The sequence below is a fragment of the Pseudomonas alcaligenes genome, assembly GCF_014490745.1.
Classification (GTDB): domain Bacteria; phylum Pseudomonadota; class Gammaproteobacteria; order Pseudomonadales; family Pseudomonadaceae; genus Aquipseudomonas; species Aquipseudomonas alcaligenes_C.
The window spans coordinates 3777670-3796921 of sequence record NZ_LZEU01000001.1; the positions used below are offsets into that span (position 1 = coordinate 3777670).

Annotated in this window: 19 protein-coding genes; 8 read left to right on the forward strand and 11 right to left on the reverse strand. The window is 66.1% G+C overall.

Annotation, left to right across the window (positions count from 1 at the left end; all coding sequences use genetic code 11):
• Positions 1–176 precede the first annotated feature (176 nt).
• On the forward strand, positions 177–527 hold the full coding sequence (locus tag A9179_RS17255; RefSeq protein WP_187807445.1) for a pilin assembly protein: 351 nt from the start codon (positions 177–179) through the stop codon (positions 525–527).
• Here A9179_RS17255 and A9179_RS17260 read toward each other — a convergent pair.
• From A9179_RS17260 to A9179_RS17310, 11 genes are all read right to left on the reverse strand, one after another.
• A complete protein-coding gene (locus A9179_RS17260; protein WP_187807446.1) occupies positions 524–1033 on the reverse strand; it encodes an O-acetyl-ADP-ribose deacetylase in 510 nt (169 codons plus the stop codon). The two genes, A9179_RS17255 and A9179_RS17260, sit on opposite strands and share 4 nt — an antisense overlap.
• Before the next feature lie 7 nt (positions 1034–1040).
• On the reverse strand, positions 1041–1379 hold the full coding sequence (locus A9179_RS17265; RefSeq protein WP_187807447.1) for a hypothetical protein: 339 nt from the start codon (positions 1377–1379) through the stop codon (positions 1041–1043).
• A gap of 55 nt (positions 1380–1434) precedes the next feature.
• On the reverse strand, positions 1435–2316 hold the full coding sequence (locus A9179_RS17270; protein ID WP_187807448.1) for an alpha/beta hydrolase: 882 nt from the start codon (positions 2314–2316) through the stop codon (positions 1435–1437).
• Between the two features lies 1 nt (position 2317).
• A complete protein-coding gene (locus A9179_RS17275; RefSeq protein ID WP_187807449.1) occupies positions 2318–3064 on the reverse strand; it encodes a TIGR00266 family protein in 747 nt (248 codons plus the stop codon).
• A 148-nt stretch (positions 3065–3212) separates the two neighbouring features.
• The gene (locus A9179_RS17280) at positions 3213–4505 is read right to left on the reverse strand and encodes a flavohemoglobin expression-modulating QEGLA motif protein (RefSeq protein ID WP_187807450.1); all 1293 of its coding nucleotides are present in this window, start codon (positions 4503–4505) and stop codon (positions 3213–3215) included.
• A gap of 10 nt (positions 4506–4515) precedes the next feature.
• Positions 4516–5070, reverse strand: coding sequence for a hypothetical protein (locus tag A9179_RS17285; RefSeq protein WP_187807451.1), 555 nt, complete (start codon positions 5068–5070; stop codon positions 4516–4518).
• A gap of 91 nt (positions 5071–5161) precedes the next feature.
• Complete coding sequence (locus A9179_RS17290) at positions 5162–5875, reverse strand: TetR/AcrR family transcriptional regulator (protein ID WP_187807452.1); 714 nt, start codon at positions 5873–5875, stop codon at positions 5162–5164.
• 143 nt (positions 5876–6018) lie between these two features.
• Entirely contained in the window at positions 6019–7521 is a 1503-nt protein-coding gene (gene lysS, locus A9179_RS17295; protein ID WP_187807453.1) for a lysine--tRNA ligase, read from the reverse strand.
• Positions 7522–7583: 62 nt separating this feature from the next.
• Positions 7584–8679 (reverse strand): peptide chain release factor 2 gene (gene prfB / locus A9179_RS17300; RefSeq protein WP_187807454.1). Its coding sequence is split into 2 segments (ribosomal slippage): positions 7584–8606 and positions 8608–8679, totalling 1095 coding nucleotides; the frame shifts between segments, so codons are not numbered across the junction.
• Between the two features lie 195 nt (positions 8680–8874).
• The gene (locus A9179_RS17305; protein ID WP_187807455.1) at positions 8875–9870 is read right to left on the reverse strand and encodes an autotransporter outer membrane beta-barrel domain-containing protein; all 996 of its coding nucleotides are present in this window, start codon (positions 9868–9870) and stop codon (positions 8875–8877) included.
• Between the two features lie 55 nt (positions 9871–9925).
• Positions 9926–10660 (reverse strand): tellurite resistance TerB family protein, encoded by a 735-nt coding sequence (locus A9179_RS17310; protein ID WP_187807456.1) that lies wholly within the window; start codon positions 10658–10660, stop codon positions 9926–9928.
• 234 nt (positions 10661–10894) lie between these two features.
• On the opposite strand from A9179_RS17310, the gene A9179_RS17315 reads away from it, so the two are divergent.
• The 7 genes from A9179_RS17315 to A9179_RS17345 all read left to right on the forward strand — a co-directional run bounded on the left by A9179_RS17315 (position 10895) and on the right by A9179_RS17345 (position 19173).
• On the forward strand, positions 10895–11806 hold the full coding sequence (locus A9179_RS17315; RefSeq protein ID WP_187807457.1) for a LysR family transcriptional regulator: 912 nt from the start codon (positions 10895–10897) through the stop codon (positions 11804–11806).
• A gap of 134 nt (positions 11807–11940) precedes the next feature.
• Entirely contained in the window at positions 11941–13395 is a 1455-nt protein-coding gene (locus A9179_RS17320) for a gamma-aminobutyraldehyde dehydrogenase (protein WP_262410617.1), read from the forward strand.
• 77 nt (positions 13396–13472) lie between these two features.
• On the forward strand, positions 13473–14624 hold the full coding sequence (gene ydcS, locus A9179_RS17325; RefSeq protein WP_187807459.1) for a putative ABC transporter substrate-binding protein YdcS: 1152 nt from the start codon (positions 13473–13475) through the stop codon (positions 14622–14624).
• Positions 14625–14833: 209 nt separating this feature from the next.
• Positions 14834–15862 (forward strand): ABC transporter ATP-binding protein, encoded by a 1029-nt coding sequence (locus tag A9179_RS17330; protein WP_187807460.1) that lies wholly within the window; start codon positions 14834–14836, stop codon positions 15860–15862.
• Position 15863: 1 nt separating this feature from the next.
• Positions 15864–16808: an ABC transporter permease gene (locus A9179_RS17335; RefSeq protein ID WP_187807461.1), complete on the forward strand. Its 945-nt coding sequence runs from the start codon at positions 15864–15866 to the stop codon at positions 16806–16808.
• Positions 16798–17604 (forward strand): ABC transporter permease, encoded by an 807-nt coding sequence (locus A9179_RS17340; protein WP_187807462.1) that lies wholly within the window; start codon positions 16798–16800, stop codon positions 17602–17604. The genes A9179_RS17335 and A9179_RS17340 overlap by 11 nt, the downstream gene beginning before the upstream one ends.
• A 144-nt stretch (positions 17605–17748) precedes the next feature.
• Positions 17749–19173, forward strand: coding sequence for a gamma-aminobutyraldehyde dehydrogenase (locus A9179_RS17345; protein ID WP_187807463.1), 1425 nt, complete (start codon positions 17749–17751; stop codon positions 19171–19173).
• Positions 19174–19252 lie beyond the last annotated feature (79 nt).

Sequence of the window (19252 nt, forward strand, 5' to 3'; positions counted from 1 at the left end):
CTCTGGCGCGAGCTAGGCTGAAACTAGCGGGCGCCAAAAGCGCCTGTGACCCGGGCCACCGCAGTACCCGGGCAACCGGAGTCCGCGGCGCGATCGGCCAGCCAGAGCGAGGTTAGCGTCCCCAGGATCGCAGCGGCTCGCAATCGCCCCACACCCCGGGGCACTCAGAGGTGTTTATGAAGATCCGTGAACTTGCCCGCCATTGGGAGCAGAACGCCAAGGGTCGCCTGACCCGCAGCCAGTACCACATCCACCTGGATCTGGAAGCCGCCGCACGCCTGGCCGCCCTGGCCGAGATGTACCCCAAGCGCAGCGCCGAGGAACTGCTCGGTGAGCTGATTGGCGCCGCCCTGGAAGAACTCGAAGCCAGCCTGCCCTACGTCAAGGGCAGCACCGTAGTGGCCACCGACGAGCAGGGTGATCCGCTGTACGAGGACATCGGCCCCACGCCGCGCTTCCTGGCCCTGTCGCGGCGCTACCTGCAGACCCTCAGCGCCAACCAGGCGGCCACCAGCAAAGCGAGCTAGACCGCGCTGTCGAGCAGTTGCCGGTAGAGCTCGGCCATCGGCGCCGAGAAGGCCACCAGCAGCGCCTGCTGCAGGCTGCTGCCGGCCGGCCGCGGGCGACGCAGCTCGGCCACAGCGATGCGCGCCGCCGCCTCGTGGGGATAGCCGTACACCCCGCAGCTGATGGCCGGAAAGGCGATGCTGGCCAGCCCGGCCGCCTCGGCCAGGGCCAGGCTGTTGCGGTAGCAGGCGGCCAGCAGGCTCGCCTCGTCGGCCTTGCCGCCCAGCCAGACCGGCCCCACCGTGTGGATCACATGTCGCGCCGGCAGGGCGAAGCCTGGCGTCAGCCGCGCCTCGCCACAGGGGCAGCCGCCCAGCGTGCGGCAGTGCTCCAGCAGCTGCGGGCCGGCGGCACTGTGGATGGCACCATCCACGCCGCCGCCACCGAGCAGCGAGCTGTTGGCGGCGTTGACCAGCGCATCCACCTCGAGCCGGGTGATGTCGCCCTGCCAGACCTCGATGCGCATGGCCGGCTCAGGGTGCGGCGGGAGCGGCCGGAGCAGCGCCCTGGGCATCGACGCAGCGCACGGCCTGCTTGTGGCTGTCGACCAGCACGCCGCTGAGCCCCTTCTGCTGGGTATCGAACAGCACCAGCACGCCGTCGATGCATTGCGCCACCTGGTCGGCCGGCTTGACCGAGATCTTGTAGTCCTCGCCCGGCACGGTCTTGAGCATGGTGAAGTCGGCCAGCAGCAGGGCGTCCTCCTCCTTGGCGAAATGCACGTAACCGTAGAACCAGAGGATCGCCACGGTCGCCACGATGCTGGCGATACCGGTGAGGATCAGGGGAATGGCGTTGCGTTCTTCACTCATGACGGAGATCACTCGAAGGGGGAAGGAAACAGGCGGCGCAGTTTACGTGGCGCGGCTACTGCGGGCTATCCACATCCGGCACCTCGGCCAGGCGGCGCAGGCCGACGAAACCGGCCGGATCCTCCAGATAGAGCAGCAGCACGCGCCGCCAGGTCGGGTCGTTGAAGGTCTGCACATGCTCGCCGCGGGTCGGCTGCAGCACCCGCGGCGCAGGCGCCGCCTGGTACAGGCGGATGCCGTTGGCCAGCGGCACCACCGTATCGTCCAGGCTGTGGTAGATCAGCTTGGGCAAGCCGGTCAGCTGCGGCATGGCCCTGATCGCGCTGTCGCCATCGGGCACCAGCCAGGCCAGCGGCACCTGCAGCGGCCAGGTCAGCCAGGCCGAGCCCAGGGTGTAGCGAGCGATATCGCGGTAGCTGGCCGGCACGCCATCCAGTACCAGCGCCTTGAGCTGCGCGCGGCGCTGTGGGTGCTCGGCCAGGAAGTGCACGGCCAGGGCGCCACCGAGGCTCTGGCCGAGCAGCACCAGCGGCTTGCCCTGCACCTCGGGCGCCTGCTGCAGCCAGGCAAAGGCTGCCTCTATGTCCTGATATACCGCCGGCAGGCTGGGCGAGCCCTCGGACAGGCCATAGCCGCGGTAATCCAGCAGCAGCACCTGGTAGCCCTGCTCCGGCAGCCAGTAGCTGCCACCCAGGTGCCAGGCCAGGTTGCCGCCATTGCCATGCAGGTGCAGCACGGTGCCCTTGACCGCCACGCCAGGCTTGGCCGGCAGCCACCAGGCGTGCAGACGGGTGCCGTCGGCGGCCGTCAGCTGGATGTCGCGGTATTCCAGGCCGGCCTTGGCCGGGGTGATCGGCAGGCCCGCCTGCGGGTAGAACAGCAGCGCGCTGCATCCGCCCAGCTGCAGGCTGACCAGGAGCAGCAGCGCGCGCAGCATGCTACTTGCCGCCGGCGCGCACTTCCTCGCGCGCACGGAAGGTGGCGTCGTAGATGCGCTCGGCCAGGCGCGAGAACGGCAGGCTCTGGATCCACACGGTGCCGGTGCCCTTGAGGGTGGCCAGGAGGATGCCCTCGCCACCGAACAGCATGCTTTTCAGCCCGCCGGCCAGGCCGATGTCGTAGTCGATGCCGCTGGTGAAGGCCACCAGGCAGCCGGTATCCAGGCGCAGGGTCTCGTTGTTGAGCTCCTTGCGGATCACCGTGCCGCCGGCATGCACGAAGGCCAGGCCATCGCCTTCGAGCTTCTGCAGGATGAAGCCCTCGCCACCGAAGAAGCCGGCGCCCAGACGCTTGTTGAAGCTGATGCCGATCTCGGTGCCATGGGCGGCGCAGAGGAAGGCATCCTTCTGGCAGATCAGCCGGCCGCCGACCTGGCCCAGCTCGATCGGCACCACGGTGCCCGGGTAAGGCGCGGCGAAGCCGACCCGCTGCGGGCCTTTGCCCTCGTTGCTGAAGTGGGTCATGAACAGCGACTCGCCGGTAAGCAGGCGCTTGCCGGCGCCCCACAGCTTGCCCAGCACGCCACTGCTGGAGCCGTCGCCCATGCGCGTCTCGAAGCGGATGCCCTCGGTCATGTAGTTCATCACCCCGGCCTCGGCGATCACCGTCTCGCCCGGATCGAGGATGATCTCCACGGTCTGCGCCGAGGCGCCAAGGATTTCGTAGTCGAGTTTATGGCTGGGCATGCAGGGCTCCCTAATAACTATCGGTCTGATGAAGCGTAGCGAGCGAAGCACAGGCTAGGCGCAGAGCGGCCCGGAAAGCGGAGTTTACTGAGTGTAAATGAGCATTTCCGGGCCGTTCGGCAACGACGCATGGGTGAGCGCAGTAGCTTCAGAGAATGTTGGCGTAGTCCGCTTCGATGCGGTCAAGACTCAGGTGATTGAGGAAGTTGGAGAAGCACATCCAGGCCGACAGCGCATTGAGGTCGCGGAACTGCGGCGGCAGGTACTTGGGCGGTGCCACCAGGCCTTCGTCCACCAGCTGGCGCAGGGTGCGCATGTCCTCCAGGGTGGTCTTGCCGCAGAACAGCAGCGGGATCTGCTCCAGCTTGCCTTTGCGCACGGCCAGCTGGATGTAGTTGTAGATCAGGATAAAGCCCTTGAGGTAGGACAGATCCTTGGTGAACGGCAGGCCGGTCGGGGTCGAGCCCCGGAAGGCGCGGCTGGCGTTGCCGTAGCTTTCTTCCAGGGTGAAGCCCTGCTCGCGGTAGAACTCGTAGACCTGCAGGAAGTCGGCGCCCTCCTCGGCCATGTGGATGGCGCGGGTGCGGTTGGTCAGCTTGCGCAGGCGGGTCGGATAGGAGGCGAAGGCGATCACCTCCATCAGGATCGCCAGGCCTTCCTGGGTCACCGTCGACGAGGGCGGGCCCTTGGCCAGGAAGGTGCAGATCGGCTGGCTCAGGCCGTTCAGCGTGGTGCCGACATGCACCAGGCCCTCGTGCACTTCCAGCGCACGTACATCACGCTCGTTGAACAGGGCGTCGGCGCGCACCTTGATGTAGTCGGCACCGGCGGCGGCATCAGCGACTATGCCGTCGGACTCGAAGACGCGGATGGTGTCGTCACCGAACACCTTGGCCAGGCGCTCCTGCAGCAGGCCCACGGCATCCTTGGCGGTCAGCGTCTTCGGCTCGTCTTCCAGGTCGCCGCGGGCAGCGATGTTGTTCAGGTAGTCGGAGAGCATCAGGCCGAGGTCGGCTAGGGTCGGGTCGCCGGCATGGAAGGCGTCGGAAGCGGCGCCGTACAGCTCCTGGGAGATCAGGCCGAAATCCGCGGTACCACGTGCTTCGAGCATGCGGATGACCATGCGGTATTCCTTGCACATGCGCCGCATGATCTGCCCGACCGGGTTGAACTGGCCGAGCTGGCGGGTGATGTCGCGCTCGATGTTCTGGAATTCCAGCTTCTTCGCCGTCGAGTCGAAGCTCAGCGGGCGGCTGTCGTAGTAGCTGCGATCGACCGCCGGCATCTGCTTGCCCTTGGCCTTGATGAAGCCCTGGCGGATGCTGTCGTCCCACTTGATCGCATCGAGCACGCGGATCGGCGTCTGCGCCTCGACCAGACGCGCCGACAAGGCATGGATGGTCTTGTGGTAGTCGTCGGAAATCCTGGGCTTCTTGGCCATGCCGGCTCCGTTATTGCTCGCTGCGTTGGTAGCGCGCCACTTCGACGAACACGTCGGAGTTGGCCTGGTCGTCGAGGTAGGCGAAGACCTTGTCCAGCGGGCTGGTCACCAGCACCGCCTCGCCCTCGGCGGTATCCACCGCCTGGCCCTGCAGCACGCCGCCGTCGACCTCCTGGAGGATCCGTTCGACATCCAGGTTGTACACCACCAGCTCGTTGCCGGTGGTCAGCTCGAAGCCGGCGATGGCGAAATTGGCGCCCATGCGCTTGGGCAGGCCGGCCGAGACGTACCAGCGGCGGCCATGGTGGGCGACGGTGAAACCGTATTCCTGGACACCCTTGAGCTCCTCCTCGCTGCCGCTCCAGGAGCGCGCCTTGTACAGGTTGGAGCCGGCACGGCTGATCGACAGGAACTGCCGGTCGCCCCACTCGTCCTGGCGCTCCCATTCGCCCAGCAAGGGAATCGGCGCGGCCTCGTTGGCCGGGATGGGATCCCTGAAAGTGACCAGACAACCGTTCAACAGCAGGCAGGACAAGGCGGCAACAGCGACGCGCCAGGCTTTCATTACGCACTCCTTGTGAGATCCGAGGGTCGCCAGCGGCGAAAACGAAAAGCCCCGCCGAAGCGGGGCCTGACCCAATCGTACGCGTGCTTGATTACACGCCGATGACCAGATCGAGGAAGCGCTGCAACACTGCGCGCTGGCCCTCTATGTCCAGGTTTTCCACCCCGTCGACAAGGGCATGATATTCCATCCGCAAAACCAGCGTAGTCAACACCTGCGCATCCTCCACCGGCGCCGCCGAACCGAGGGCGCGCAAGGCCAGCTCGGCGAACTGCAGGCGCAGCTGCTGATGCGCCTGAGCCAGCGGCATCAGCGCAGGGTTGGTCAGCGCCGCCTGGCGAAAGGCCAGCTCCACCAGCAGCTCGGTATCGCCCTCGCGCGCCTTGGTCTGGATATGCGCGACGCTGAGGTCGATGACCCGGCCGGCCATCTGCCGACGGGCCTCCGGCGCCTGCTCCACCTGGCTGGCCATGCGCTGGAAATCCTCGGCGATATCCGCCCACAGCAGCGACAGGTTGGCCGAACTGCGCTCGACGAACAGCACGAAGCTGTCGGTGATCAGATCCTGAATGTCCTTGAAGTAGTAGGTGGTGGCCGACAGTGGCACGCCGGCCTCGGCCGCCACCGCGCGATGGCGCACACCGCGCAGGCCGTCGCGGGCGATGATCCGCAGGCTGGCATCGAGGATGCTCAGGCGGCGCTGTTCGCTGCCCTGGCGGCTGGCCTTGCGGCCCTGGTACTGGACACTGTCGGCGAGTTCACTGGCCAGCCTGGCCGGGCATGCAAGAGCGGTACTGAGGGTCACTGCTGGTTATTCCCCACAACATTATTGCGGACAAAAAACAGGGCCTGCTGTTGATGGCAGGCCCTCCTTTTGCGTTCGGCATCCCAGGGATGGCAATTTGCCACGCCGAACTCTGCGCACAGTGCCCGCAACGGGCGCGGCAATCAAGCCTGCGGGCGCATATGCGGGAACAGAATCACATCGCGGATCGATGGCGAGTTGGTCAGCAGCATGACCAGGCGGTCGATACCGATGCCTTCACCGGCGGTCGGCGGCATGCCGTATTCCAGGGCGCGGACGAAGTCGGCGTCGTAGTGCATGGCCTCGTCGTCACCGGCGTCCTTGTCGGCCACCTGCTGCATGAAGCGCGCGGCCTGGTCTTCGGCATCGTTCAGCTCGGAGTAGGCGTTGGCGATCTCGCGGCCACCGATGAACAGCTCGAAGCGGTCGGTGACGCTCGGATCGTCGTCGCTGCGGCGAGCCAGCGGCGAGACTTCGAACGGGTAGCGGGTGATGAAGTGCGGCTGCTCCAGCTTGTGCTCGACCAGCTCCTCGAAAATCATCACCTGCAGCTTGCCCAGGCCTTCGAAGCCGAGCACCTTGGCGCCGGCCTTCTTGGCGATCTCGCGGGCCTTGTCGATGTCCTGCAGGTCGGCGGCAGTGATGTCCGGGTTGTACTTGAGGATCGAGTCGAACACCGACAGGCGGGCGAACGGCTCACCGAAGTGGAACACCTTGTCGCCGTACGGCACGTCGGTGGTACCGAGCACCAGCTGGGCCAGCTCGCGGAACAGTTCCTCGGTCAGATCCATGTTGTCTTCGTAGTCGGCGTAGGCCTGGTAGAACTCGAGCATGGTGAACTCGGGGTTGTGCCGGGTCGAAACGCCTTCGTTACGGAAGTTGCGGTTGATCTCGAAGACCTTCTCGAAGCCACCGACCACCAGGCGCTTGAGGTACAGCTCCGGCGCGATACGCAGGAACATCTGCATGTCCAGGGCGTTGTGGTGGGTCTCGAACGGCTTGGCCGCGGCGCCGCCAGGAATGGTCTGCAGCATCGGCGTTTCGACTTCGAGGAAGTCGCGCTTCATCAGGAAGCTGCGGATGTGGGCGATCACCTGCGAACGCACGCGGAAGGTGTCGCGCACGTCTTCGTTGACGATCAGGTCGACGTAGCGCTGGCGATAGCGCTGCTCGGTGTCGGACAGGCCGTGGTGCTTGTCCGGCAGCGGGCGCAGCGACTTGGTCAGCAGGCGCACGTCGGTCATTTCCACGTACAGGTCGCCCTTGCCGGAACGGGCCAGGGTACCGACGGCGGAGATGATGTCGCCCATGTCCCAGGTTTTCACCGCGGCCAGGGTCTCTTCCGACAGGGTCTTGCGGTTGACGTAGACCTGGATGCGCCCGGTCATGTCCTGGATCACCATGAACGAGCCACGGTTGAGCATGATGCGCCCGGCAACCTTGACCGGAATGGCAGCGGCTTCCAGCTCTTCCTTGGTCTTCTCCGCGTACTGTTTCTGCAGGTCGGCGCAGTAGTTGTCGCGGCGGAAGTCGTTGGGGAAGGCATTACCCTGCTCACGGATGGCAGCAAGCTTTTCCTTGCGCTGGGCAATCAGCTTGTTTTCTTCCTGTTGCAGGTCGTGCTGGTCGAGTTGTTGGTCGCTCATGGTCATCGGTTTCCGTCACGGGGTCGTCGCCGCCCTCCCCTGGAGGGCGGAATCGAAAGGTATTACAGGCCTTGCTTGAGGCTGGCCTCGAGGTACTGATCGAGGTCGCCATCGAGAACCTTCTGGCAGTCGCTACGCTCGACGCCGGTACGCAGATCCTTGATCCGCGAGTCATCGAGCACGTAGGAGCGGATCTGGTGGCCCCAGCCGATATCCGACTTGGTCTCTTCCAGGGCCTGGGCCGCGGCGTTGCGCTTCATCATCTCCAGCTCGTACAACTTGGCCCGCAGCATCTTCATCGCGGTGTCCTTGTTGGCGTGCTGGGAACGTTCGTTCTGGCAGGCCACCACGGTGTTGGTCGGCACGTGGGTGATACGTACCGCCGAATCGGTGGTGTTGACGTGCTGACCACCGGCACCGGAGGAGCGGTAGGTGTCGATGCGCAGGTCGGCCGGGTTGATCTCGATCTCGACCTTGTCGTCGATCTCGGGCGAAGCGAACACCGCCGAGAACGAGGTGTGGCGACGGGCGCCGGAGTCGAACGGGCTCTTGCGCACCAGGCGGTGCACGCCGATCTCGGTGCGCAGCCAGCCGAAGGCGTATTCGCCCTTGATATGCACGGTAGCACCCTTGATGCCGGCGACTTCGCCTTCGGACAGCTCGATGATGGTGGCGTCGAAGCCGCGCTTGTCGGCCCAGCGCAGGTACATGCGCAGCAGGATGTTGGCCCAGTCCTGGGCCTCGGTGCCACCGGAGCCGGCCTGGATGTCCAGGTAGCAGTTGTTCGGATCCATCTCGCCGCTGAACATGCGGCGGAACTCCAGCTTCTCGAGGATCTCGCGCAGGCGCTCGACTTCGGCGGCGACGTCGTTCACCGCACCTTCGTCGTTCTCTTCCACGGCCATGTCGAGCAGGTCACGGGAGTCGGCCAGACCGTTCTTGAGGTCGTCAAGGGTCTCGACGATCTGCGCCAGGGTGGCGCGCTCGCGGCCGAGGTTCTGGGCGTACTCGGGCTTGTTCCAGACGTTGGGGTCTTCCAGCTCGCGGTTTACTTCGACCAGACGATCATGCTTGTGATCGTAGTCAAAGATACCCCCGAATAGACAGGGTGCGTTCGGACAGATCCTTGATGCTGTTGAGGATCGGGTTGATTTCCATAAGGGCAGCACTCGCAGGCGAAAAGAGAGTCGCAACGGCGATGCGCGGCCCGGCAGGCCGGCCGTGACGGCCGCACACCGGACACGGCGGCAGGCCGTGACCTCGAAGGTTCTGAAAAGCCCGCGAGTATACCCGAGTCACGCCGCCCTGGCAGCCCGCCAACGCCCACGCGCCTCGCCGCCTGACCGGCGGGACTCAGATTTTCAGGCTGAGTCGCGCGGCCAGGGCATGCTCACGGGCATCCTCGGCGTACTGCCCGGCATAGCCCAGGCCCAGGCTGAGGTTGTCGTCCAGCACGTAATCGAGGCTCAGATCCAGGCGCAGGTTGTCACGCTCGAACTCGCGCCCCTCCAGCTGCAGGCGCTCGCCACTCGCCAGGTACTGCGCCTCGCCACGCATCTGCGGGTCGACGAAGGCGTGCCGCCCGGCCAGGCTGGCGCGCCCCACCAGCTTGCGCTGCGCCACCTGCCAGGAGGTGGCGGCACGCCAGCCGAGGGTCAGGTAGCTGCCGTCCTGGGTTTCGCCCTGCAGGCGCAGCGCCTGACTGCCGCCCTGCTCGCGCAGGTGATCGGCATCCAGCTGCACATAGGCCAGGCCGGCAAAGGGCTCCAGGCTGAAGTCACGAAAGTCCAGGGAATAGCCGGCCTCGCCGAACAGCTGGGCGCTGCCGGCGCGGCTGTCGGCATGCAGTGACTGAGCGGCGCTATGACGCTCGCTGCGCAGCTCGTGCCAGCTGTAGCTGGCGCCCAGCTTGAAGCCAAGCTGGTAGAAGCGCGTCGCCGCGTAGCCGCCCAGGTGATAGCTGTCGACGTCGCTGTCGCCGCCCTGCTCCGCCTGCAATTCGCTGCGCCCGGCACCGGCCAGCACTCCGGCCATCCACATGCCCTGCAGCGGCCGGTCGAAACCGATCAGCAGCCCGCCACTACGCCGTTCCAGGCGATCCGCGCCGCTGCCGCCATCCCAGGAACCATAGCCGCCATAGGCCCGCGCCCAGCTCTGCCATTGTCCGGGCTGCGCTGCGCGCTCGCGGAAGGCGAAACGAATCTGCTGCAGGCGATCCAGCGCCGCCTCGCGCGGCAGGCGGCTGTCTTCCAGCAGCAGGCTGCGCTGCTCGAGCAGCGGTGCGAGCGACTGCGCGCACGCCGCCATCGGCAGCAGGCCGGCAAGGCACAACATGGCAAAACCCTTCATCGCACGGCTCCCTGACAGTCCTGCGCAGTCTAGCGCCTGGATCCGCCGGCAGTCGTCAGGCCTTGGCCAGCTCCTGGCGCACCTGGGCTTCCAGCTCGGCCTTGAGCGCCGGTTCGAGCTTGAGCTGGCGGGCCAGCTCTTCCAGGTAGGCGCGCTCCATGAAGTGCTCTTCGTCGACCATCAGCACGCTGGCGATATACATCTCCGCGGCCATTTCCGGGGTGCTGGCGGCACGCGCCACTTCAGCCGGATCGAGTGGTTTGTTCAGCTCGCCTTGCAGCCACTGCGCCAGTTGCGGATCGCCGGCCAGCTTGCCGAGCTGTTCGTCGAGCAGTTGCCGCTCGCGCTCGTCGACATGACCATCGGCCTTGGCCGCCGCTACCAGCGCGCGCAGGATCGCCTGGCTGTGCTGCTCGGCCTGCGGCGCGGGCAGGCGATCGACCGTTTGCGGCGGCAGCGCCTGGGTGGTGCCGGCCTGCTGCGAAGCCTGCCAGTTGCCGTAGGCCTTGTAGGCGATCACCCCGAGCGCAGCCAGACCGCCGTAGGTGATCACCTGGCTGCCGACCTTGCGCGCACTCTTGTTGCCCAGCAGCAGGCCCAGTGCACCAGCGGCCAGCGCGCCGCCACCGGCGCCCTTGAGCAGGGTGCCGAGGTCGCCACCGCCCTTGCCGCCACCGGTGACGCTGCCAAGCAAGCCACCCAGGCCGCCAGACGAGGCAGAGCCGGACTTCTGCTGCAGCAGATCCTGGCCGGATTTGAGCAGTTGATCGAGCAGGCCGCGGGTATTCATGGCGTTGTCCTCCAAGCTGAAAAGGGTTCCCTGTGAGGCCCCGATTCTAGCCACGGACAAGCACAGCCCAGGCCGGGCAGATGCTTCGAGATATTGCTGGGGCACGAGAATTGCGTCTGGCCAGAGCCTGGCAGGCACAACAACCCCTAAACATTCGCAAAAAAAGAAAGAACCTAACTGCATTCGACAAACCATAATGCCAAGTACCCGCCCTCCGTCGCGAGCCACCGTCGCATGATGACCCTGCGCCAGATCCGCCACTTCATCGCCGTCGCCGAGACCGGCTCGATTTCCGCTGCCGCCCAGGCGGTGTTCATTTCCCAGTCGACCCTGACCCTGGCCATCCAGCAGCTGGAGGAGGAAATCGGCGTCAGCCTGTTCAACCGCCACGCCAAGGGCATGAGCCTGACCCACCAGGGCCACCAGTTCCTGCGCCAGGCGCACCTGATCCTGGCCACCGTGGACAACGCCAAGCGCAGCCTGCAGCAGAGCACCGACCAGGTCGCCGGCAGCCTGACCATAGGCGTGACCAGCCTGGTTGCCGGTTACTACCTGGCCGACCTGATCACCCGCTTCCAGCGCGCCTACCCCAACGTGCAAACCCGCGTGGTCGAGGACGAGCGCCCCTATATCGAGCACCTGCTGGTCAGCGGCGAGATCGATGTCGGCGTGCTGATCCTGTCCAACCTGGAAGACCGCCATGCCCTGCAGACCGAGGTGCTGACCCACTCGCCGCACCGTCTGTGGCTGCCTGCCCGCCACCCACTGCTGGAGCGCGACAGCATCAGCCTGGCCGATGTGGCCAAGGAGCCGCTGATCCAGCTCAACGCCGACGAGATGGGCCTGCACACCCAGCGCATCTGGAGCCGTGCCGGCCTGACCCCGCGAGTGACCCTGCGCACCGCCTCGGTGGAAGCGGTGCGCAGCCTGGTAGCGGCAGGCCTCGGCCTGTCGGTGCAACCGGACATGACCTACCGGCCCTGGTCGCTGGAAGGCGACATCATCGAGGCTCTGCCGCTGGCCGACCTGAGCGAGCCCCTGGATGTCGGCCTGGCCTGGCGCCGAGGCACGGCGCGGCCTGCGCTGGTCGATCCGTTCCTCACCGTGGCGCGCGAACAGCCGCATAACCGTAAGGTTTCGATTTAATCGAACGCTACTTTCAATATTTAGAATTTGTCGACCTCTGTGTCGGGCCCTAGTCTCAGTTCCTTATGGATGCAGGGGTTCCGCGCAGCACCGGAGCCGCCATGCAGGTAGAAACAAAAAGAAGAAGCCCGAAGATGTCCGAACCCACCCTGTACAGCGCATTGCTGATCGACGGCCAGCTGGTCGGCGGGGAAGGTCTGGTCGAGGCCATCATCAACCCGGCCAGCGGCGAAGTGCTCACCTCCATCGCCGAGGCCTCGCTGGAACAGCTGGAAGCCGCCGTCCAGGCCGCCCACCGCGCCTTCCCCGGCTGGTCGCGCACCACCCCGGCGCAACGCGCCACGGCGCTGCTGGCCATCGCCGACGCCATCGAACACAACGCCGAGCAACTGGCCCGCCTGGAAGCCCTGAACTGCGGCAAGCCGCTGCACCTGGCGCGCCAGGACGACATCCCCGCCACCGCCGACGTATTCCGCTTCTTCGCCGGCGCCGTGCGCTGCCAGCAGGGCCAGCTGGCCGGCGAATACGTGCCCGGCCACACCAGCATGGTGCGCCGCGACCCGGTCGGTGTGGTTGCCTCCATCGCGCCGTGGAACTACCCGCTGATGATGGCCGCATGGAAGATCGCCCCGGCCCTGGCCGCCGGCAATACCCTGGTCTTCAAGCCCTCGGAACACACCCCGCTGTCGATCCTGGCCCTGGCACCCGCTCTGCGCGACATCCTGCCGGCCGGCGTGCTGAACATCGTCTGTGGCGGCGGCGAAGGCGTCGGCAGCCAGCTGGTCGGCCACCCGCGGGTGCGCATGGTGTCGCTGACCGGCGATATCGTCACCGGCCAGAAGATCCTGCAGAGCGCCGCCAAAACCCTCAAGCGCACCCACTTGGAACTGGGCGGCAAGGCGCCGGTGATCGTCTGCAACGATGCCGATCTCGACGCCGTGATCCAGGGCATCCGCACCCATGGCTACTACAACGCCGGCCAGGACTGCACCGCCGCCTGTCGCATCTACGCCCAGGCCGGCATCCACGACCGCCTGGTGAGTGAGCTGGGCGACGCTGTGGCCAGCCTGCGCTTCGCCCGCAAGAAGGACAGCGACAACGAGATCGGCCCGCTGATCAGCGCCCGCCAGCGCGACCGCGTAGCCAGCTTCGTCGAGCGCGCCCTCGGCCAGCCGCATATCGAACGGGTCACCGGTGCCGCCGTGCATTCCGGGGCCGGCTTCTATTACCAGCCGACCCTGCTGGCCGGCTGCAAGCAGAGCGACGAGATCGTCCAGCGCGAAGTGTTCGGCCCGGTGGTCACCGTTACCCGGTTCGACCAGCTGAGCCAGGCCGTGGACTGGGCCAACGACTCCGAGTACGGCCTGGCCAGCTCGGTATGGACGCAGAACCTGGACAAGGCCATGCAGGTCGCCGGGCGCCTGCAGTACGGCTGCACCTGGATCAACACCCATTTCATGCTGGCCAGCGAGATGCCCCACGGCGGGCTGAAGCGCTCCGGCTACGGCAAGGATCTATCCAGCGACTCGCTGCAGGATTACAGCGTGGTGCGCCACATCATGGCACGCCACGGACAACAACTAGACTGAACAGATTCACCCGTTCGGCAGCGGTATCGCCGACATTTTGCTGCCCCAATAACAGTCCACAAGAAGAGGGAATCCCGATGTCCGCGCACAAAACAGCAGTGCTCAGTGCACTGGCCACCGCTCTGCTCGCCTCTGGCGCCGCACAGGCCGCCGAACCGCTCAAGGCACTCGGCACCGCCGAAGGCCAGCTCGACATCATCGCCTGGCCCGGCTACATCGAACGCGGCGAAACCGACAAGAACTACGACTGGGTGACCAAGTTCGAACAGGACAGCGGTTGCAAGGTCAACGTCAAGACCGCCGCCACCTCCGACGAGATGGTCAGCCTGATGGCCAAGGGCGGCTACGACCTGGTCACCGCCTCGGGTGACGCCTCCTTGCGCCTGGTCGCCGGCAAGCGCGTACAGCCGATCAACATCGCCCTGATCCCCAACTGGAAAAACGTCGACGACCGCCTCAAGGATGCCGCCTGGCACACCGTCGGCGGCCAGCACTACGGCACGCCCTACCAGTGGGGCCCGAACGTGCTGATGTACAACACCAACACCTTCAAGGAAGCCCCGACCAGTTGGTCGGTGGTGTTCAAGGAGCAGAACCTGCCCGATGGCAAGAGCAACAAGGGCCGCGTGCAGGCCTATGACGGCCCGATCTACATCGCCGACGCCGCCCTGTACCTGAAGTCGACCAAGCCGGAACTGGGCATCCAGGATCCCTACCTGCTGACCGAGGAACAGTACGCCGCCGTACTGGAACTGCTGCGCGCCCAGCAGCCGCTGATCCACCGTTACTGGCACGACGCGACCGTGCAGATGAGTGACTTCAAGAACGAAGGCGTGATGGCTTCCGGCTCCTGGCCGTACCAGGTCAACGCCCTGCAGCTGGAGAAACAGCCGATCGCCTCCACCGTACCGGTCGAAGGCGCCACCGGCTGGGCCGACACCACCATGCTGCATGCCGACGCCAAGCACCCGACCTGCGCCTACAAGTGGATGGACTGGTCGCTGCAAGCCAAGGTGCAGGGCGACGTAGCCTCCTGGTTCGGCTCGCTGCCAGCGGTACCGGCCGCCTGCCAGGGCAACGAACTGCTCGGTGCCGAAGGCTGCAAGACCAACGGCTTCGACAACTTCGCCAAGATCGCCTTCTGGAAAACCCCGCAGGCCGAGGGTGGCAAGTACGTGCCCTACAGCCGCTGGACCCAGGACTACATCGCCATCATGGGCGGTCGTTAAGCCTCCCCTCTCCACCGGGAGAGGGGTCGGGGGTGAGGGCCATGTCCGGCAACTCGCCCCCTCACCCCAACCCTCTCCCAGCGGGAGAGGGAGTAGCCCGAGTCTTCCGTTTCACCGTTGTACATCCACCACCGACTCTCCCGTCTTGTGTCGGCAAACCCAACCCGGGTGAGGCGGTGGTGGATGGCTTATATCCTGGAGCGTTTGCTATGACCCTTGCAGTGCAATTTACCGATGTGTCCCGCGCGTTCGGCGACGTCAAAGCCGTCGACCGGGTGTCCATCGACATCCAGGATGGCGAATTCTTCTCCATGCTCGGCCCTTCCGGCTCGGGCAAAACCACCTGCCTGCGCCTGATCGCCGGCTTCGAGCAGCCCAGTGCTGGCTCCATCCGTATTCATGGAGCGGAGGCCGCCGGCCTGCCGCCCTACCGCCGCGACGTCAACACGGTGTTCCAGGACTATGCCCTGTTCCCGCACATGGACGTCCTCAACAACGTGGCCTACGGCCTCAAGGTCAAGGGCGTCGGCAAGTCCGAGCGCCTGGCCCGTGCCGAGGAAGCCCTGGGCATGGTCGCCCTCGGCAGCTACGGCGCGCGCAAACCGGCGCAACTGTCCGGCGGACAGCGCCAGCGCGTGGCCCTGGCCCGCGCCCTGGTCAACCGCCCGCGGGTACTGCTGCTCGACGAGCCGCTCGGTGCCCTCGACCTCAAGCTGCGCGAGCAGATGCAGAGCGAACTGAAGAAGCTGCAGCGCCAGCTCGGCATCACCTTCATCTTCGTCACCCATGACCAGAGCGAAGCGCTGTCCATGTCGGATCGCGTGGCGGTGTTCAACAAGGGCCGCATCGAGCAGGTCGACACCCCGCGCAACCTGTACATGAAGCCGGCTACTGCCTTCGTCGCCGAATTCGTCGGCACCAGTAACGTGCTCAAGGGCGAGCTGGCCCAGCGCCTCAACGGCAGCGGCCAGCCGGTATCGATCCGTCCGGAACATGTGCGCCTGAGCAATGGCGATCCGCTGGGCAGCGACGAAGTGGAAATCAGCGGCCTGCTGCACGACATCCAGTACCAGGGTGCCGCCACCCGTTACGAGATCCAGCTGGAGAACGGCCAGAACTTCTGCGTCAGCCAGGCCAACAACCAGTGGCAACTGGGCGATGCGCCGGTGCAGCCGGGCCAGCGGGTCAGCGCGCGCTGGGCGCGTGGCGCCATGGTCGGCCTGCGCGAGGACGTGTGAGATGAGCCAGTCCCTCGCCATCGACAACAGCGGCGGCGGCCTGATGCGCCGGCTGTCCGACCTGCTCTACCGCAAGCCGACGCTGTACCTGTCGCTGCTGCTGATTCCGCCGCTGCTGTGGTTCGGCGCGGTGTATCTGGGCTCGCTGCTGACCCTGTTGTGGCAAGGTTTCTATACCTTCGACGACTTCAGCATGACGGTCACCCCGGAACTGACCCTGGGCAACTTCGCCGCGCTGTTCCAGGCGGCCAACTTCGACATCATCCTGCGCACCGTCGGCATGGCGGTGGCGGTGTCGATTGCCAGCGGCCTGGTGGCTTTCCCCATCGCCTACTACATGGCGCGCTACACCACCGGCAAGACCAAGGCGTTCTTCTACATCGCGGTGATGCTGCCGATGTGGGCCAGCTACATCGTCAAGGCCTATGCCTGGACTCTGCTGCTGGCCAAGGGCGGCGTGGCCATGTGGTTCATCCAGGCGCTGCACCTGCAGCCGCTGCTGGAGCTGATCCTGGGCATCCCCGGCGTGGGCGGCAACACCCTGTCGACCTCGCACCTGGGGCGCTTCCTGGTGTTCGTCTACATCTGGCTGCCATTCATGATCCTGCCCATCCAGGCGTCGCTGGAGCGCCTACCACCGTCGCTGCTGCAAGCCTCGGCCGACCTCGGTGCACACCCGGCGCAGACCTTCATGCAGGTGATCCTGCCGCTGTCGATCCCAGGCATCGCCGCCGGCTCGATCTTCACCTTCAGCCTGACCCTGGGCGACTTCATCGTGCCGCAGCTGGTGGGGCCACCCGGCTTCTTCATCGGCAACATGGTGTATTCGCAGCAGGGCTCGATCGGCAACATGCCGATGGCCGCCGCCTTCACCCTGGTGCCGATCGTGCTGATCGCCGTGTACCTGTCCATCGTCAAACGTCTGGGGGCCTTCGATGCACTCTGAAAAAGCATCCTGGGGCCTGAAGCTGGCCGCCTGGGGCGGGTTGGTGTTCCTCCACTTCCCGATCGCGATCATCTTCATCTACGCCTTCAACACCGAGAGCTCGGGCTTCAGCTTTCCGCCGCAGGGCTTCACCCTGCACTGGTTCAGCATCGCCCTGGCCCGCCCGGACGTGGTCGAGGCGATCAAGCTGTCGGCGCAAATCGCCTGCCTGGCCACCCTGATCGCCATGATCCTCGGCACCCTGGCCGCAGCGGCGCTGTACCGCCGCGACTTCTTCGGCAAGGAGAGCATCTCCATGCTGCTGATCCTGCCGATCGCCCTGCCCGGCATCATCACCGGCCTGGCGCTGCTGGCGGCGTTCAAGAGCTTCGGCATCGAGCCGGGCTTCCTGACCATCGTCATCGGCCATGCGACCTTCTGCGTGGTGATCGTCTACAACAACGTCATCGCGCGTTTCCGCCGCACCAGCCACAGCCTGATCGAGGCGAGCATGGATCTCGGTGCCGACGGCTGGCAGACCTTCCGCTATATCGTCCTGCCCAACCTCGGCTCGGCCCTGCTGGCCGGCGGCATGCTGGCCTTCGCCCTGTCGTTCGACGAGATCATCGTCACCACCTTCACCGCCGGCCACGAGCGCACCCTGCCGCTGTGGCTGCTCAACCAGCTGGCCCGCCCGCGCGACGTACCGGTGACCAACGTGGTGGCGATGCTGGTGATGCTGGTGACCATGCTGCCGATCCTCGGCGCCTACTACCTGACCAAGGACGGCGAAGCCGTGGCCGGCAGCGGCAAGTGATTGCATTTACTCCCCTCTCCCGCCGGGAGAGGGGCCGGGGGTGAGGGTTTCCAGGCAGCACCGAGCGGCCTATAGCCCCCTCACCCCAACCCCTCTCCCAATGGGCGAGGGGCTTAAAACAACCGCGATAGCGAGGCTTATGCGATGCAAACCAAACTGCTGATCAACGGCGAACTGGTCGACGGCCTGGGTGCCGCGCAGCCGGTGCTCAACCCTTCCCTGGGCAGCACCCTGGTACAGATTCCCGAAGCCACCGCCGAGCAGATCGACGCCGCCGTGCGCGCCGCCGACGCGGCCTTCGATGGCTGGTCGCAGACCACGCCCGGCCAGCGCTCCGCCCTGCTGCTGGCCCTGGCCGATGCCATCGACGCCAACGCCGACGAACTGGCCCGCCTGGAGTCGCAGAACTGCGGCAAGCCCTACGCCGCCGCGCGCAACGATGAACTGCCGGCCATCGCCGACGTGTTCCGCTTCTTTGCCGGTGCCGCGCGCTGCCTGCAGGGCTCCGCCGCCGGCGAATACCTGCCCGGCCACACCTCGATGATCCGCCGCGACCCGATCGGCGTGGTCGCCTCCATCGCGCCGTGGAACTACCCGCTGATGATGGCCGCCTGGAAACTGGCCCCGGCCCTGGCTGCCGGCAACTGCGTGGTGCTCAAGCCTTCCGAGCAGACCCCGCTGACCGCCCTGCGCCTGGGCCAGCTGATCGCCGGCATCTTCCCGGCCGGCGTGGTCAACATAGTGTTTGGCCGCGGCGCCAGCGTCGGCGAGCCGCTGGTGACCCACGCCAAGGTACGCATGGTGTCGCTGACCGGCTCCATCCCCACCGGCGCCAATATCATTTCCAGCACCGCCGCCTCGGTTAAACGCATGCATATGGAGCTGGGCGGCAAGGCTCCGGTGATCATCTTCGACGACGCCGACATCGACGCCGCCGTCGAGGGCATCCGCACCTTCGGCTTCTACAACGCCGGCCAGGACTGCACCGCCGCCTGCCGCATCTACGCGCAAAAAGGCATCTACGAGAAGTTCGTGGCCAAGCTCGGCGAGGCGGTCGGCTCGATCAAGCACGGCCTGCAGGACGACGCCGGCACCGAGCTCGGCCCGCTGATCACCGAAGTGCACCGCCAGCGCGTGGCCGGCTTCGTCGAGCGTGCCAGTGCGGTGCCGCACATCGAAGTGGTTACCGGTGGCAAGGCGCCGGCCGGCAACGGCTTCTTCTTCCTGCCGACGGTGCTGGCCGGCGCCAAACAGAGCGACGAGATCGTCTGCCGCGAAGTGTTCGGCCCGGTGGTCTCGGTCACCCCGTTCGACGACGAAGCCCAAGCCCTGGCCTGGGCCAATGCCTCCGACTACGGCCTGGCCAGCTCGGTATGGACTCGTGACGTGGGGCGCGCCCATCGCCTGTCGGCCCGTCTGCAGTACGGCTGCACCTGGGTCAACACCCACTTCATGCTGGTCAGCGAAATGCCGCATGGCGGCCTGAAACTCTCCGGCTACGGCAAGGACATGTCCATGTACGGCCTGGAGGACTACACCGCCATCCGCCACGTGATGATCAAGCACTGAGTTCCACCCGGTGAGGTCTGACGGCCTCGCCGCCCCCGCCGCAAGGCAAAGGATGCTTCACCGAAAACCCTGCCCCCGC